This window comes from Streptomyces sp. NEAU-YJ-81 (assembly GCF_017592595.1).
Lineage (GTDB): Bacteria > Actinomycetota > Actinomycetes > Streptomycetales > Streptomycetaceae > Streptomyces > Streptomyces hygroscopicus_B.
The window spans coordinates 227029-242737 of sequence record NZ_JAGFNO010000011.1; the positions used below are offsets into that span (position 1 = coordinate 227029).

A 15709-nucleotide genomic window follows, 5' to 3' on the forward strand; every position below is an offset into this window, starting at 1 on the left:
CCTATCCATTACAGTTCCCAATCGCGCATGATGGAAGTGTAAGGCCGCCCGCCCCACCGGCCGCCCGGTCCCGGGAGACCACCGCGAACGAGGAGATGTCTGCCATGAGCGCTACGCACGAGGTCCTCAACCAGGCCCCGCCGCTCGTCGGCTTCAGCACGGCGGACGACCCCGCCCTGCTGGAGGCCCTGCGGCGGGACGGCGGCGGCTGGGGCGAGCCGGAGGTGCGGGACCTGGGCGCGCGGGCCGGTTCCGCCGAGGTCCAGGACTGGGCGCGGATGGCCGAGGAGCACTCTCCGGTGCTGCACACCCACGACCGCTACGGCCATCGCATCGACGAGGTCGAGTACCACCCCGCCTACCACCGGCTGATGGACGTCGCCGTGGCGAGCGGCCAGCACGCGGCGGCCTGGAGCGAGACCCGCCCCGGCGCCCATCTGGTGCGCGCGGCCAAGTTCTACGCCTTCGCGCAGGCCGAGCCCGGGCATGGCTGCCCGATCTCCATGACGTACGCCGCGGTCCCGGCGCTGCGCGCCGAACCGGAGCTCGCCGCCGTGTACGAACCGCTGCTGGCCGCCCGCACCTACGACTTCGGGCTGCGGCCACCGCTCGCCAAGCGGGGCCTGATCGCGGGCATGTCGATGACGGAGAAGCAGGGCGGCTCGGACGTCCGCGCCAACACCACCCAGGCCGTACCGGACGGTGCCGGTGGCTACGTCCTCACCGGCCACAAGTGGTTCACCTCCGCGCCGATGAGCGATGTCTTCCTGACGCTGGCCCAGACGGAGGAGGGGCTCACCTGCTTCCTGGTGCCCCGGGTACTGCCGGACGGCAGCCGCAACCCGCTGCGGCTGATGCGGCTCAAGAACAAGCTGGGCAACCGCTCGAACGCGTCGGCCGAGATCGAGTACGAGTCCGCCGTGGCCTGGCGGGTCGGCGAACCGGGCCGCGGGGTGCGGACCATCGTGGAGATGGTCAACGTCACCCGGCTGGACTGTGTCATCGGCTCGGCGGCGGGCATGCGGGCCGGGCTGCGGCAGGCGCTGCACCACGCCGAGCACCGCCGGGCGTTCGGGGCCGAGCTGGTCGACCAGCCGCTGATGCGCAATGTGCTCGCCGATCTGGCGGTGGAGTCGGAGGCGGCCACGACGCTCGCGATGCGGCTCGCGACCGCCCTGGACCGCGCGGAGGCGGCGGACGAGGGCGAGGCGGCGCTACGCAGGCTGGGGCTCGCGGTGAGCAAGTACTGGGTGTGCAAGCGCGGCTCCACCCACGCCGCCGAGGCCCTGGAGTGCCTGGGCGGCAACGGCTATGTGGAGGAGTCCGGCATGCCGCGCCTGTATCGCGAGGCGCCGCTGCTGTCGATCTGGGAGGGCTCGGGGAATGTCGCGGCGCTCGATGTGCTGCGCGCGCTGTGCCGGGAGTCGGGCGCGCTGGAGGCGTTCCTGGCCGAGGTCGACGCCGCGGCCGGGGCCGACGCCCGGCTGGACGCGGCCGTGGACCGGCTGCGCGGGCTGCTGCCGCAGCTCGCCGACCCCGAGCGGGCGCAGCTGATGGCGCGCCGGCTGGCCGAGCAGATGACGCTGGTGCTGCAGGGCAGCCTGCTGGTGCGGTACAGCCATCCGGCGGTCGCCGACGCGTTCTGCGCCTCGCGGCTGGACGGGGACTGGGGGCATGCCTTCGGCACCCTGCCGCCCGGTACGGACACCGGCCCGATCCTGGAGCGCGCCCGCCCGAAGGACGCGCGGTGACGCCCACGGAGGACGCGGGGAAAGCCGTGGACGCGGCTGGTGCGCCCCTTACGGTTCGCACGGAGCGGGAGGGCCCGGTCACCACGGTCGTGCTCTCCCGCCCCGAGGTGCGCAACGCCGTCGACGGCGCGACCGCCACGGCGCTGGCCGACGCCTTCCGCGCCTTCGACGCCGACCCGGCGGCGCGGGTCGCGGTGCTGTGGGGCGAGGGTGGCACCTTCTGCTCCGGCGCCGATCTGAAGGCGGTCGGCACAGCGCGCGGCAATCGGGTGGCCGAGGACGGCGACGGACCGATGGGACCCACCCGGCTGCGGCTGTCCAAGCCGGTGATCGCGGCGGTCAGCGGCCACGCCGTGGCGGGCGGGCTGGAGTTGGCGCTCTGGTGCGATCTGCGCGTCGCCGAGGAGGACGCGGTCTTCGGGGTGTTCTGCCGCCGCTGGGGCGTCCCGCTGATCGACGGCGGAACGGTACGGCTGCCACGGCTGATCGGCGCGAGCCGGGCGATGGACCTGGTGCTGACGGGCCGGCCGGTGCCGGCCGACGAGGCGTACGCCATCGGACTCGCCAACCGCCTCGTACCACCGGGACGGGCGCGCGCGGAGGCGGAACGGCTGGCGGCCCAGATCGCCGGCTTTCCGCAGACGTGTCTGCGCTCGGACCGGGCCTCGCTGCTGGAACAGGAGGGGCTGCCGGAGGACGAGGCCATGGCGCGGGAGCTGCGCCACGGTCAGGCCACGCTGGCCGAGGGGCTGGACGGCGCGGCGCGGTTCGCGGCGGGCGCGGGTCGGCATGGGAGCTTCGGCGCGCCGTGACCAGGGGCGGGGCCGCCGCAGGGCGAGCCGAACGCCATGAGGTGAATGTCCTCCGGTAAACCTCGAAGCGCCAATGTCCGGGTCTATTCCCCTATTCGGGGGAATCCCGGTGTTCACACGGCTGGCGGGCGCCTGTTCGGCGGAACATCTCCTCGTGAAGCGATGGCAGCGCGTATGGCGTGCGGGGGTCCTGACCACTGCCCTTGTCCTCGCCTCGGCGGGGGCGACAGCCCTGGCCGACCAGGACGGTGACGGTCCGGCGGCCGCGTCCGCCTCCCCACGGCCGACGGCCGGTGCCCGGCCCGGGACCGGGGGCCCGGACCACGGACCGCACGTCTGGGTGAAGATCCGGATCGGTCCGGGCCTATGCGTCTGCGTCGCCGCCTCGGCGGGCCCGGTCGGCTTCTTCGCCCACTACGGCTGGTGCCCCAAGCCGAAGCCCACGCCGACCCCCACACCCACGCCGACCCCGACGCCCACGCCTACCCCGACACCCACGCCCACCCCTACGCCGACACCGACGCCGACACCAACCCCGACGACGCCCACCCCCAGCCCGTCCGCCACACCGACCCCTACGCCCACGCCCACGCGGACCCCGAGCCCCACCCCCACACCCACCCGGACGCCGCGGGCCCCCTCCCCCAAGCCCTCTCCGCGGCTTCCCACGCCGGGGCCCACACCCGAGCCCGCGCTTCCGCTGCCGTCCCCGCCCCTGCGCACCAAGCCTCCGGCCTCACCCCCCACGCCGGTTCCCACACCGACCAGGACCCGTGCCGTCGAGGTGCACGCGTATCAGAAGCCCACGCGCCAAAAGCCCGACGACGGCACCTCCCTGGTCACCTTCACCCTGCTGCTCACCGCGCCCGCGGTCCTCGCGGCCGCCGCTCTCCGTCCCCGTTCGCGCTCCGCCGGGCGCGGCGGGCGGCGCGGCTGACGGCTCACTGTCGAACCGCTTGGGAGGTTATGCATGCCCGAATGGCTGATTATGGTCCTGGTGATGGCCGGGACCTGCGCGGTCGTGGTCACCGGGGCGGTCCTCAACGCCCGTCGGCTCGGGGACGAGGACGATCCGGACGAGACCCCCGATGTCCTCGACTACATGATCATGATGATCGGCGTGGTCTACGCGATCGTGCTGGGCCTGGCGATCGCCGGTGTCTGGGAGGGCCGCTCCGCCGCGCAGGACGGGGTCCGTACGGAGGCGCAGGCGCTGCATGAGGTGATCGAGCGGTCGAGCGTCTACCCCGGCCCGGTGCGCGACCGCATCCGTGACGACGTGGACGCGTATGTGCACCATGTGGTGCACACGGAGTGGAAGGTGATGATCGACAAGGGCGAGCTCACCGACCGCGGCGGCGAGCTGCTGACCACCCTGCGCCGCGACGTCACCCTCGCGACACCGCACAGCGATCTCCAGTCGCAGGCGTATCAGCCGCTGGTGGATCAGGTGGCCGCCGTGGACGACGCGCGGAACGCCCGGCAGCAGAGCGCGGGGCCCACGATGCCCCATCTGGTCTGGTTCGGCCTGGTGCTGGGCGCGGCGCTGGTGGTCGGGCTGGTCTTCACCCTGCAGATCCGCCGCTCGCCCCGGGAGCTGATGCTCGCGGTGATGTTCACCGCGCTCATCGTCTTCCTGCTCTTCCTGGTGTGGGACTTCGACGCGCCCTTCGGCCGGTCGGTCGGCGACTCGACCACGGCCTTCACCGATCTGTTCCCCAGCGCACGGGGAGGGTCTTGAGCCCGTTCTGGAAGTTGGAGGTGAGCCGCACCGGCTCACCTGCCCGGCGCAGCCCCGGCAGCCGGTCCAGGGTGGCGCGCAGCATGGCCCGCATCTGGACGCGGGCCAGATGCGCGCCCAGGCAGACATGCGGTCCGAAGCCGAAGCTCAGATGGTCGTTGGGGGTGCGGGTGATGTCGAACCGGTCGGGGTCGGTGAAGACCGTCTCGTCGCGGTTGGCCGAGGCGTGGAAGACGACGACCTTCTCACCGCGCCGGATGAGCTGTCCGCCCAGTTCCACATCGCGGGTGGCGGTGCGCCGGAAGTCGATGACGGGTGGCCAGAAGCGCAGCATCTCCTCCACTGCCGGGCCGGTCAGCTCGGGCCGGTCGCGCAGCAGTCGCAGGCTCTCGGGGTGGTCGAGCAGGGTGAGCAGCCCGCCGGGGATGCCGTTGCGCAGCGTCTCGTTGCCCGCTACGGCGAAGAGGAAGAACATGTTCTCGAACTCGTCCCGGCTCAGCCCGCCCTCGCGCATCCGCGCCATCACACTGCCCGGACGGGGCCGCTCGGCGAACGCGTGGGCGTAGGCGAACATGTCGGCCAGGGCCTCGCGGGAGCGCGGGTTCATCGGCCGGCCGTCGGGGCGTCGCGCCGCCGGGGCCGGTCTGCGGGCGAGGGCGGCGCGCCCCATGGGGCTCAGCTCCTCGATGGCCACGGTGGACGATTCGGCGTAGTCGGCGTCCTGGTAGCCGATGACCCTGCCGGCCCAGTCGAACAGCAACCGCCGGTCGCCCTCTGGGATACCCATCACATGGGCGAGGGTCCAGACCGGCAGATCGGCGGCGAGCTCGACGAAGTCGGCCTCGCCGCGCCCGGCCACGGAGTCCACGAGCGCCGCCGCGCGCTCCTCGATCACCTCCTCCAGCTCCCGTACGGCGCGCGGGGTGAAGGCCGCGGCGACGATGCGGCGGGTGCGGGAGTGGTCGGGCGGGTCCTGGTTGAGCATCATCGCCCGCACGAACTCCAGGTCGGCGGGGGTGTCGGGGTCGCGGATCTGGGTGGCCCCGAGGTGGGAGGAGAAGACCTCGGGGGTGCGCAGGACGTGTTTGACGTCGGCGTGCCGGAACACCGCCCAGAAGCCGGGGCCGGCCGGCCAGGCCCCGACCGCGGGCTCCTCGATCCGGCAGACCGGGCGGGTGGTGCGCAGTTCGGCGAAGAGCGCGTAGGGGACACCGGCGGTGTAGGTCTCGGGAAGGAACGCCTCGACAGGGTTCACAGCCGAGACCGTACGGCGCCGCCCTCCGGGCCCGTCAAGACGCCCGGAGCCCACCGACCCCCTGAGCCCACCAGAGACCCCCTGAGCCCATCAGACACCTCGTCCCCTCCGGACCCCGCGAGCCCCCCGGACCCCGTGGGCCCACCGGACGCCCCGGGCCCCCCGGACGCCCCGGGCCCGCCGGAGACCGTGAGCCCGTCGGACGCCGTGCGGCCCCTACGGCACCGGCACCGGGAGGATCCGGCGCAGCGGGTCCTCCGGCAGCCGGCCGTGGGCCTTCCACTCCCGGGGGTAGCCGACCGAGACCTCCTGGAACTTCACCCCGTCCTCCACCGTGGTCCGGGGGATGTGCAGATGGCCGTAGACGACGGTCTCGGCCCGGAACCGCACATGCCAGTCGGCGGTCAGCTCGGTGCCGCACCACAGCGCGAAGTCGGGGTAGCGCAGCACCCGGGTGGGCAGCCGGGTCATCGGCCAGTGGTTGATGAGCACGGTCCGCAGCCCCGGATCGACGGCCGCCAGCCGGGCCTCGGTCTCGGCCACCCGGGCCCGGCACCACGCGTCGCGGGTGGGGTAGGGGTCGGGGTGCAGGAAGTGCTCGTCGGTGCAGACCACGCCCACCTCATGGGCGTGGGCCAGCGCGGCCTCCTTGGTGGCCATGCCGTCGAGGCGGAAGGTGTAGTCGTAGAGCAGGAACAGCGGGGCGATGACCAGCGGTCCGCCGATGCCTTCCCAGAGGGGGTAGGGGTCCTCGGGGGTGACGATGCCCTTGGCCCGGCACATCTCCACCAGCGCCTCGTAGCGCGCCACCCCCCGGGCTTCCAAGGGGTCCTTGGGATGGGTCCACAGCTCGTGGTTTCCCGGTGACCAGATGACTTTGGCGAAGCGCTCGCTCAGCAGGCCGAGGACCTCCTCGATCTCGGAGAAGACCTCGCCGACGTCCCCCGCGACGATCAGCCAGTCGTCGTCGGAGCCGGGCCGCAGCCGCTCCACGATCGCCCGGTTCTCCGAATAGGCCACATGCAGGTCGCTGATTGCGAGGAGTTCGCCCCCGTGGGTGCCACCCATTGTCTCTCCTGTCGTACGGTGGCGGTCATGACGCGGTCGCGGTGCTCACGCGCCGCGGGACGGGCCGGGTGATCACCGGACCGTCCCTGGCGCTAGCCTCGCAGATGTGGTGGACAAACTCCCTCCGTCTTTTGAACGGGGAACCGACGGACCCAAGGTCATCGTCGCCGGACTGGACGGTTCCGAATCTTCCTGGCGTGCCACGGCCTACGCCGCCGGACTGGCCAGACGCCAGAAGGCGCTGCTCGTCGTGGTCTATATCCAGCCGGTGCTGGCCGCCGGGGCGGCGCTGGGTGCCTCGGTGGCCGACACCACGGGCGAGGTGGCCGAGGAGCTGATGACGGAGATGCGGGAGGCCACCGAGCGGCTGCGCGGGGTCTTCGACGTGCGCTGGGAGTTCCACACTTTCCGGGGCGATCCGTACAACGGCCTGGCCCAGGCGGCCGATGAGCTGAAGGCCGACGCCGTGGTGGTGGGCGCGTCCGAGCAGGCCGGGCACCGCTTCATCGGCTCGGTGGCCGTACGGCTGGTCAAGGCGGGCCGCTGGCCGGTCACGGTGGTGCCGTAGGACCCCTGCCGGCTCGCGGAGCCCGGCGCGGTGAGGCACGGTGGGAGAAACGAACGGACCACCCCAGGGACCGGGGAGACTGTCATGGCCCACACCTACCGGGTGAGCGAGATCGTCGGCTCGTCCACCGAGAGCGTCGACGACGCGATCCGCACCGCCATCGGCCGTGCCTCCAAGACGCTGCGCAATCTTGACTGGTTCGAGGTCGGTCAAGTGCGCGGGCATATCGAGGACGGCCGGATCGCGCACTACCAGGTGGGGCTGAAGGTCGGATTCCGGCTCGAGGACCCCGACTGACCCCGGCCGGGCCCGCAGCACAGCGGGCACGGCCTCAGCGGTCGCGTGCTCAGCCACGGGGCACGACGGTGGAGAGCACGGACGGCAGCGGATACCAGTCGGCGGTCGCGAAGCTGGCGTGCCGGGCGGCGAGTTCGGACACCCGCGTGCGCGCCTGGTCCTCGGTGGGGCTGGTGCCGTCGATCGCGGGCGCCACGTTGTGCGCGTCCGTCATGATCAGCAGGTAGTGGCGGTCGTCGTACCAGGCGGTGTCGACACCGCTGGTGACATACGTGGACGCGTCCCCGTCGAAGACCACGAACCACGGCCGGAGGGTGGCGTCGGTGTAGCGGGTGCGCGGGTCGCCCGAGGCGGCGCCGTGGACGGCGGGGAAGGCGGCGGCCTGACCGAGCTTCCCGGCCGCGGACAGGTCCCGCAGATGGGTGGCGTACTCACGGTCGGTCCACAGCGAGTCCAGCGGGTTGTTCTCCTCGACCGTGCCCGGGATCAGCTCGACGACGAACTTGCCCGCGAGCGCGGAGCGGGACGGCCAGCCGTCCGCCCGCACCGCCTCGTCGAGGTTGGCGTGGCCGCCCACCACATCCGCCGGGCGCAGCAGCGCGTCGCCCAGGGTGGCGCCGAGGAGGGCGTCGAGGTCGCCCGGGCCGCGTCCGCTCTTGCCGTAGAAGCCGTCCTTCATCTCCACCTTGATGAAGATGGGACGGTGGCCCGGATGGGCCTGGTGCCAGGCCCGCATATCGGCGAGGCAGCCGGTCAGGCTCTGGTCACGGGGCTTGGTGCGCAGCTCGTCCGGGCCGGCGGCGTTCTCACAGTTGTTGTCGTTGCCGAGCGGATTGCCGTGTGAGACCCGCCAGCCGGCGCCGAACGCATTGGTCCACACGTCGAGTTCCAGGAGCGAGGCGCCGGAGTCGAGCGCGTCGGCGAAGTACGGATACTTGGCCTTTTCGTACGCGTTGTGCACCCCTACCGAGGTGGTGGCGGAATAGGACGGATCGTCCGCGGCGGCGGGCCGGGCCTCCGCCGGTGCCGTCAGACACAGTGCGGCGGCCGCCGCTGCGACCGCCACCGTTCCCGTGCGCCGGGCATGACCGCGCGCCGGATTCCCCACCCTGCCCATGTGTCCCCACCCTCGTCGACAACCCGACCAACTGGGCAGAAGCGTACGGGAGTCGCGTCACGGGTTACGAGGGGCTATGGGTCACAGCGGGACGGGCCCCGCGGCGGTGCTGCCGCTGAGCCCGTCTCATGTGCCGCGTCTCACACGGCTGGGGCCGTTTCCCACCCGGCCGACGCCCCGGCCGGGGCCCTTTTCGGGGTCAGGGGATCGGCGGGGTCAGTGGCTCGGGGTCAGGGTCGCTCCCCCACACCGGTCGTCGCGGCCTCGCGCGGCCGTCCGCCGGGCAGCTTGGCAGCCAGCGGGGCGGTCTGATCCATACCGGTGCCGCGCCGCAGCCCGGTGAGGAACTCCCGGAGCGTCTCGACGGCGGTGTGCCGGGGCCGCCAGCCCAGTTCCTCCTGGGCACGGGTGGTGTCCATCAGCGGGAGCCGCAGGGCCGCGTCGAACAGCTGGGGTGAGGGAGGCAGCAGACGCAGATGCCAGGCCGTGGCCATGGCCGAGCGGGCGGCGAGGCGCGGGATCCGCACCGTCCGTGCGTCGAGGAGGCCGGCCAGCGTCTCGCCGTCGACCGGCGGTTCGGCCGCGAGGTTGAAGGCGCCGCGCACCTGCCGGCCGAGCGCCAGGCGGTACGCCTCGGCGGCGTCGTCGGTGTGCAGGACCTGGAGGCGCAGCCCGGGCAGGTCGAAGACCGCGGGCAGGAAGCCGGCGCGGATCAGCCGCCGGGGCAGGAACGGCCCCATAAACAGCCGGCGCTGCTCGGCCGCCGCCTCCTCCTTGAAGAGAAAGCCCGGCCGCATCCGCACCACCCGGATCTGCGGACGCTCCCGTTCGAAGGCGTCGAGCACCCGCTCCACATACGCCTTCTCACGGCAGTACGCGGCCTCCGGCCAGCCGTGGGTGGGCCAGGACTCGTCCACCGGGCGGCCGTCCTCGGGGCCGGGTGAGTAGGCGCCCACCGAGGAGGCGTACACCAGCACCGGCACCTCGGCCCGCGCCACCGCCTCGAACACGCGGATGCTGCCGAGGACATTGGTGTCCCAGGTGACGGCGGGCCGGTGGCTGGGCTGGATCAGCCAGGCGAGGTGGACGACCGCGTCGGCGCCCTCGAAGTGCCGTACGAGATCGGCCTGCGCACCGGCGTCCCGGCCGATGTCCGCCCGTACCCAGGTGGTCTTCGGCGGCGACCAGTTGGGCACCCGGCGGGCGACGCCCACGATCGACTCGATGTCCGGGGCCTCGCCGAGCGCGCGGACGACGCTCGTACCGGCGTTGCCGGTGGCTCCGACCACCACCACGCGCATGCCCTGCTTGATGCCCATGTGTCCGCTCCTTCCGGCCGCGTCGTGTCCTCGGCCGTCCCAGGGTCCTCGGCCGTCCCGGCGCTACTCGGCCGTCCGCCTCCTCAGCCGGCCCGGCCGACCAGCTCCCGCGCGGCCGCGACGATCGCGTCCGCGTCGATCCCCGCGTCGCTCAGTTGCTCGTCGGGGGTCGAGGAGCCCGGCATCGTGCGCAGCGCGAGCCGGACCGTCCGGGGCGCCGGGCGGCCGTCGCCGAACGCCCCGAGCACCGCGTCGCCCAGTCCGCCCTCGGGGTGGTGGTCCTCCACGGTGATCAGCCGGCCCGTCACCTCGGCGGCGGTGCGCAGCGTCTCGGCGTCCACCGGCTTGACCGAGTACAGGTCGATGACGCGGGCGGGGATGCCCTCCTGGGCGAGCCGGTCGGCGGCCTCGATGGCCTCGTGCAGGGTGACCCCCGCGCCGATCAGGGTGACCTGGTCGTCGTCGGTGGCGCGGACGACCTTGGAGCCGCCGATGGGGAAGCTCTCGGTGGGCGGGTAGATGACCGGCGTTCCGCCGCGGGTGGTACGCAGATAGCAGATGCCGGACTCGGCGGCCATGGCCGCGGTCAGCTGGGCGGTCTGGTTGGCGTCGCACGGGTAGAGCACCGTGCTGCCGTGCACCGCCCGCATGGCCGCCAGATCCTCCACGCCCATCTGCGAGGGGCCGTCCTCACCGATGGCCACCCCGGCGTGGGAGCCGATGAGGTTGAGGTCCGCGTCGCTGATGGCGGCCATCCGGATGAAGTCGTAGGCGCGGGTGAAGAAGGCCGCGAAGGTGGAGACGTACGGGTTCCAGCCGCGGGCCTGCATGCCGACGCCAGCGGCCACGAGCTGCTGCTCGGCGATGAAGAACTCGAAGTACCGCTCGGGGTGTTCCTTGTGGAAGTACTCCAGGCGGGTGGAGTCGCCCACCTCGCCGTCGAGCGCCACCACATCGCCGCGGGCGGTGCCGACGGCGGCCACCGCCTCGCCGAACGCGTCACGGGTGGGGACCGAGTCGCCGGTGTTGTAGCGCGGCAGGACCAGCGGGCCCTCGGCGAAGGGCCGGGTGGGAGAGACCGAGGGCGGACCGAGCACCGGCACGGCCAGGTTGCGTACGCCGCCGAGTTCGGCGATGGCCTCCTCCGGGTTCTTCAGCGGCTTGCCGTGCATGCCCTCGCGGTTCTCCACCGAGGCGACGCCGCGGCCCTTCATGGTGCGGGCGATGATGGCGGTGGGGCGGCCGACGGTGGACAGCGCCTCGGCGTAGGCGCGGTCGATGGCCTCGATGTCATGGCCGTCGATCTCGATGGTGTGCCAGTCGAAGGCGCGGATGCGCCGCGCGTAGGCGTCCAGATCCCATTCATGGCGGGTGGGGCCGCGCTGGCCGAGCCGGTTCACATCGATGATGGCGATGAGGTTGTCCAGCCGCTCATAGCCCGCGTGCTCGAACGCCTCCCACATCGAACCCTCGGCCATCTCGCTGTCGCCGCACAGCACCCAGACGCGATAGGGCACATGGTCGAGCCGCTTGCCGCTCAGCGCCATGCCCACGCCGTAGGGCAGGCCCTGCCCGAGCGATCCAGTGGCCACGTCCACCCACGGCAGCCGTGGCGTGGGGTGGCCCTCCAGCCTGCTGCCGCGCTTGCGGAAGGTGATGAACTCCTCGTCGCGGAGGGCCCCGGCCGCCTTGTAGACCGAGTAGAGCAGCGGGGAGGCGTGGCCCTTGGAGAAGATCAGGTGGTCATTGCCCGGACGCTCGGGCTGCTCGAAGTCATAGCGCAGATGGCTTCCCATCAGGACGGCCATCAGGTCCGCCGCCGACATCGACGACGTGGGATGGCCGGACCCGGCGGCATCGGCGGCGCGCACCGAGTCCACACGGAGCTGCTGGCCGAGCTCGCTGAGTTGTTCGTGTCGCATTGTTCTCCTTCCAGGTTTCGCCGACGGTCAGCCGCGACCCGCCCGTACCGTCTGCGCGACCTCGGGCGTTTCGGTGTCCAGCGGCACCGCCCAGGGGGGGACCATCCCGAGCTGCACCGCCTGACGTGGCAGCACCGCGTCGAGCAGCCAGTCGGTGGCGACCCGGACCCGGTTCCCCGGCATCGCCATCAGGTGATAGCCGCGGGTGACCGCGCCCGCGATTGGCCCGGACAGCGGTATGTGCAGCGGGTCCGCGGCGGCCTGCGCCCCGCCGAGGTCGACGGTGAACCCGAGGTCATGGTGTTTGTACGGTTTGGGGTCGCCGCGTCCGAGGGAGGCCAGGACGTTGTGGGCCGCGACCTTTCCCTGCCGGTGGGCGTGCTGTGCGGTCATCGGGGTGAACTGGCCCGGCCGGGTCAGATCGGGTACGGCGGCGGCGTCCCCGCAGGCCAGCACCTCCGGATGGCCGGGCACGGCCAGATACTGGTCGACCCTCAGCCGGCCGCGTTCGGTCGGCAGCCCGAGCTGCTCCACCAGCGGGTCGGGGCGCACCCCGACACACCAGATCAGCGACCGGGTGTCGATGAACTCGCCGTCGTCCAGCCGAACGCCCTCCGAGGTGGCCTCCTTGACCGTGGTACGGGTGCGGATCTCCACACCCCGTTTGCGCAGCACCCGGTCGGCCGTGCGGGACAGCTTCTTGTCCAGCTCCGGCAGCACCCGGGGCGCGATGTCGACCAGCAGCCAGCGGGGCCGCGGCGCGTCGCGCAGCGTGGTGTTCTCGCGCGCGAGCGAGTCGGTGAAGAGCACCCCGTGGGCGGCCACCTCGGTGCCGGTGTAGCCGGCGCCGACCACCACGAAGGTGCGGCGGGCGGCCCGCTCCCGCGGGTCCTCGCTGGTGCCGGACATCTCGATCTGCCGGGTGACGTGGTCGCGCAGGTAGAGCGCCTCCGGCATGCCGCGGAAGCCATGGGCGTGCTCGGCCACACCGGGAATCGGCAGCAGCTTGTTGACGCTGCCCACGGAGAGGATGAGGCGGTCGTACGCCATCTCGCCGGTCCGTCCGTCCGGGTCCCGCCAGGAGATCCGGCGGGCGTCCAGGTCGACGCCGTGGACCTCGCCCAGCACCAGCCGGACATGCGGCAGGGTGCCGGTGAGGGAGACCGAGACCCGCCGGGGCTCCAGGACCCCGGCCGCCACTTCGGGCAGCAGCGGCAGATACAGGAAGTAGTCATTGGGGTTGATCAGGACGATGTCCGCGGCGCCCCGCAGGGTGCGGGAGAGGTCACGGGCGGCCTGATAACCGGCGAAACCGGCACCGACGATCACTATGCGTACTGGGCTCACACTAATCTCCCGGGCATACGGGGCCAGGGAGCACCAAGTGCCCGTGAGAGTCCGGACCAAACGTCGGGCCCACGCGGCCCCGCCCCCGGGACCGCGTTCCGGAGGGTCCCGGTACGGTCCGGGGGCGGGGCCGCGGTGGGTCAGCGGCGCCGGCGGGCCGTCTGCGCGTCGACCGGCTCGTCCCAGTCGATGCGGTAGCCGGTCAGCCAGTCGGGGGCGCCGTTGCCGGCCCGGTCCAGCTTGCGCGGCATGGTGGCATCGCGCAGGGCCCGCGCCACGGGCCCCGGCGCCGTGCGGCGGGCCATGCCCGCGCTGGCCGCGGCGACCTTCTCGACCCGCTCCCGGCGCAGCGCCTCGTACGCGGCGAAGGCCGACTGGGGCGAGCGCAGATCGCGCAGGCATTTGGCGAGCACGACACCGTCCTCGATGGCCATCGACGCGCCCTGGGCGGCGTTGGGCGCGCAGGCGTGTGCGGCGTCGCCGACGATGACCATGGCCTCCTCGGACCAGGTGGGGGTGGAGACGATGTCGTAGGCGGCGGTGGCCACGATGGCGTCGCCGGTGGCGCGGACCAGGTCGGCGGCGGGGGTGTTGTCCTCGGCGAAGAGCTTCAGCAGCCGCTCCCGCCACTCCTCGGCGGTGATGGCGGCGAGCTCACCCTGGGACATCTCCTCGGCGGGGGCGTTGCAGAACCACCACACCTCGCCGTCCGGGGCGGTGGTGCAGCCGAAGAACGCCTGCTTGCCGAAGATCATGGTGTAGGCGTCCGGGTCCGGGGGCGTCTCGGCGTCACGGGTGTAGCCGCAGACGGTGTGCTGTCCGGTGTAGCGAGGCCGGGGCGCGGCCGCGTCGATGGACCTGCGGACGAGCGAGTGGATGCCGTCCGCGCCGATCAGCACATCGCCCACGGCGCGCCCGCCGTCGGCGAAGGAGCCGACGATCCGGCCGTCGGGGCTGGTGTGTGCGGCGAGCAGCCGCTTGCCGTGCTCGATGCGCACTCCGCGGCGCACGGCCTCCTCGCGCAGCACCCGGGCGAGGGTGGCGCGTTTGAGTGTGACGGAGCCGAGGCCACCGTCCTGCGATCCGGACATGGGCCGGTTGCCGAGCCGCTTGCCGGTGTTGCTGATGAACTCGACGCGGCCGACCGGGAAGGAGTTCTCCAGCACCGGTTCATGGGCGTCGATGGTGCGCAATGCCTCCAGGCCGTTGGCGGCGACGACGAGGAACGCACCCGCGTCGGTGGCGTCCGTGGGGTACGTCTCGTAGACGACCGCGTCGATCCCGGCTTTCCGCAGGGCCATCGCGGTCACCGTGCCGGCGATGCCGCCACCGATGATCAGGGCTGTGGTCATGGTGCTCCGTGACGTGGCGTGGGGTGGTCGTGTCATGGGGTTGCGACAGCACCATATGGCGGACCGGAGCCCCCCGGGTCAAGAGCGGCAGTTCAACTACCCGGTGGTGGGCGGCATTTGGGACAGCTCCGGCAACCCGCCACGTGAGCGGCCCGCCACATGAGCCGCCCCGCTACATGAGCGGCTCCGCTGCATCAGCGGTCCCGCCTACTTGAGCAGCCGGGACAGCCGCCGGTCGGCGAGCGGCTTGCCGCCGGTCTGGCAGGTGGGGCAGTACTGCAGCGAGGAGTCGCGGAAGGACACCTCGCGGACGGTGTCCCCGCACACCGGGCACGGCTGCCCGGTGCGGCCGTGCACCCGCATGCCGCCGCGCTTCTCCCCCTTGAGGTCGGTGGCGGCCAGCCCGCGGGAGCGCTCGACGGCGGAGCGCAGCGTGGCGCCCATCGCCTCGTACACCCCGGCGATCTCCTCTTCGGTGAGGTCCGAGGCGAGCCGGTAGGGCGACATCCGGGCGGCGTGCAGGATCTCATCCGAGTAGGCGTTGCCGATCCCGGCGATGACGCTCTGGTCGCGCAGCACCCCCTTGATCCGGTGGCGTACGCCGCGCAGCAGCCCGGCGAACGCCTCCAGGGTGAAGGAGTCGTCGAGCGGGTCCGGGCCCAGCCGGGCGATCCCGGGGACCTCCTGCGGGTCGCGGACCACGTACACCGCGAGCCCCTTGCGCGTCCCGGCCTCGGTGAGGTCGAACCCGGAGCGCTCCGGACCGGCCAGAAGCAGCCGCAGCGCGAGCGGGCCCTTGCCGGGGCGGGGCGGGGCCTCGGGGAGTCCGTCCCGCCAGCGCAGCCAGCCCGCCTTGGCGAGGTGGACGACCAGATGGGGGCCGTCGGTGGCCAGGTCGAGGAACTTGCCGCGGCGGGCCGCCGCCGTGATGGTGTGGCCTTCGAGCGCGCTCAGCGGCGGGTCGTAGGTCTTCAGGACGCTCACCGCGACGGGGAGGACACGGGCGATCTCCCGGCCGGCGGCGCGCTCGGCCAGGATCGCGGTGAGGGCCTCCACCTCGGGCAGCTCCGGCATGCCACCAGTGTGCCGCAGGGCGCAGGCGATTCACCCGGGGCGCCCCGGAGGGGGCCGGTTACCACCGGCGCACCGCTCCGGGCTGC

14 protein-coding genes are annotated in these 15709 nt (G+C 72.7%); 6 read left to right on the top strand and 8 right to left on the bottom strand.

Features of this window, described 5'->3' with window-relative positions; genetic code table 11:
• Positions 1-104 precede the first annotated feature (104 nt).
• The 4 genes from J5X86_RS24505 (at position 105) to J5X86_RS24520 (ending at position 4304) form a co-directional block, all read left to right on the top strand.
• Entirely contained in the window at positions 105-1751 is a 1647-nt protein-coding gene (locus J5X86_RS24505; protein ID WP_208518899.1) for an acyl-CoA dehydrogenase family protein, read from the top strand.
• Positions 1748-2563: a crotonase/enoyl-CoA hydratase family protein gene (locus J5X86_RS24510; RefSeq protein ID WP_308124708.1), complete on the top strand. Its 816-nt coding sequence runs from the start codon at positions 1748-1750 to the stop codon at positions 2561-2563. Before J5X86_RS24505 ends, J5X86_RS24510 begins: the two co-directional genes overlap by 4 nt.
• A 154-nt stretch (positions 2564-2717) precedes the next feature.
• Entirely contained in the window at positions 2718-3500 is a 783-nt protein-coding gene (locus J5X86_RS50915; RefSeq protein ID WP_243981313.1) for a hypothetical protein, read from the top strand.
• 33 nt (positions 3501-3533) lie between these two features.
• The gene (locus tag J5X86_RS24520) at positions 3534-4304 is read left to right on the top strand and encodes a DUF4239 domain-containing protein (protein ID WP_208518900.1); all 771 of its coding nucleotides are present in this window, start codon (positions 3534-3536) and stop codon (positions 4302-4304) included.
• Here the strand turns inward: J5X86_RS24520 and J5X86_RS24525 are convergent.
• The gene (locus tag J5X86_RS24525) at positions 4267-5559 is read right to left on the bottom strand and encodes a cytochrome P450 (protein ID WP_208518901.1); all 1293 of its coding nucleotides are present in this window, start codon (positions 5557-5559) and stop codon (positions 4267-4269) included. The two genes, J5X86_RS24520 and J5X86_RS24525, sit on opposite strands and share 38 nt — an antisense overlap.
• 216 nt (positions 5560-5775) lie before the next feature.
• Positions 5776-6627, bottom strand: coding sequence for a metallophosphoesterase (locus J5X86_RS24530; protein ID WP_208518902.1), 852 nt, complete (start codon positions 6625-6627; stop codon positions 5776-5778).
• A 106-nt stretch (positions 6628-6733) separates the two neighbouring features.
• Here J5X86_RS24530 and J5X86_RS24535 point away from each other — a divergent pair, with 106 nt between their 5' ends.
• Both J5X86_RS24535 and J5X86_RS24540 read left to right on the top strand, forming a co-directional pair.
• On the top strand, positions 6734-7195 hold the full coding sequence (locus J5X86_RS24535) for a universal stress protein (protein WP_078639047.1): 462 nt from the start codon (positions 6734-6736) through the stop codon (positions 7193-7195).
• Positions 7196-7279: 84 nt separating this feature from the next.
• Positions 7280-7492 (top strand): dodecin, encoded by a 213-nt coding sequence (locus J5X86_RS24540; protein WP_078639048.1) that lies wholly within the window; start codon positions 7280-7282, stop codon positions 7490-7492.
• Positions 7493-7541: 49 nt separating this feature from the next.
• Here J5X86_RS24540 and J5X86_RS24545 read toward each other — a convergent pair whose 3' ends face one another.
• The 6 genes from J5X86_RS24545 to J5X86_RS24570 form a co-directional block, all read right to left on the bottom strand.
• Positions 7542-8609 (bottom strand): phosphatidylinositol-specific phospholipase C domain-containing protein, encoded by a 1068-nt coding sequence (locus J5X86_RS24545; RefSeq protein ID WP_208518903.1) that lies wholly within the window; start codon positions 8607-8609, stop codon positions 7542-7544.
• Between the two features lie 230 nt (positions 8610-8839).
• Positions 8840-9928 carry an NAD-dependent epimerase/dehydratase family protein gene (locus J5X86_RS24550; RefSeq protein ID WP_208518904.1) on the bottom strand — a complete coding sequence of 363 codons (1089 nt, stop codon included), beginning with the start codon at positions 9926-9928 and terminating at the stop codon, positions 8840-8842.
• A gap of 83 nt (positions 9929-10011) precedes the next feature.
• A complete protein-coding gene (locus J5X86_RS24555) occupies positions 10012-11850 on the bottom strand; it encodes a transketolase (RefSeq protein ID WP_208518905.1) in 1839 nt (612 codons plus the stop codon).
• A 27-nt stretch (positions 11851-11877) separates the two neighbouring features.
• A complete protein-coding gene (locus J5X86_RS24560; protein ID WP_208518906.1) occupies positions 11878-13197 on the bottom strand; it encodes an NAD(P)/FAD-dependent oxidoreductase in 1320 nt (439 codons plus the stop codon).
• A 140-nt stretch (positions 13198-13337) separates the two neighbouring features.
• Positions 13338-14549 carry an FAD-dependent monooxygenase gene (locus J5X86_RS24565; protein WP_208518907.1) on the bottom strand — a complete coding sequence of 404 codons (1212 nt, stop codon included), beginning with the start codon at positions 14547-14549 and terminating at the stop codon, positions 13338-13340.
• A gap of 207 nt (positions 14550-14756) precedes the next feature.
• Positions 14757-15623, bottom strand: a complete 867-nt coding sequence (locus tag J5X86_RS24570; protein ID WP_208518908.1) for an Fpg/Nei family DNA glycosylase — start codon at positions 15621-15623, stop codon at positions 14757-14759.
• Positions 15624-15709: the final 86 nt, after the last annotated feature.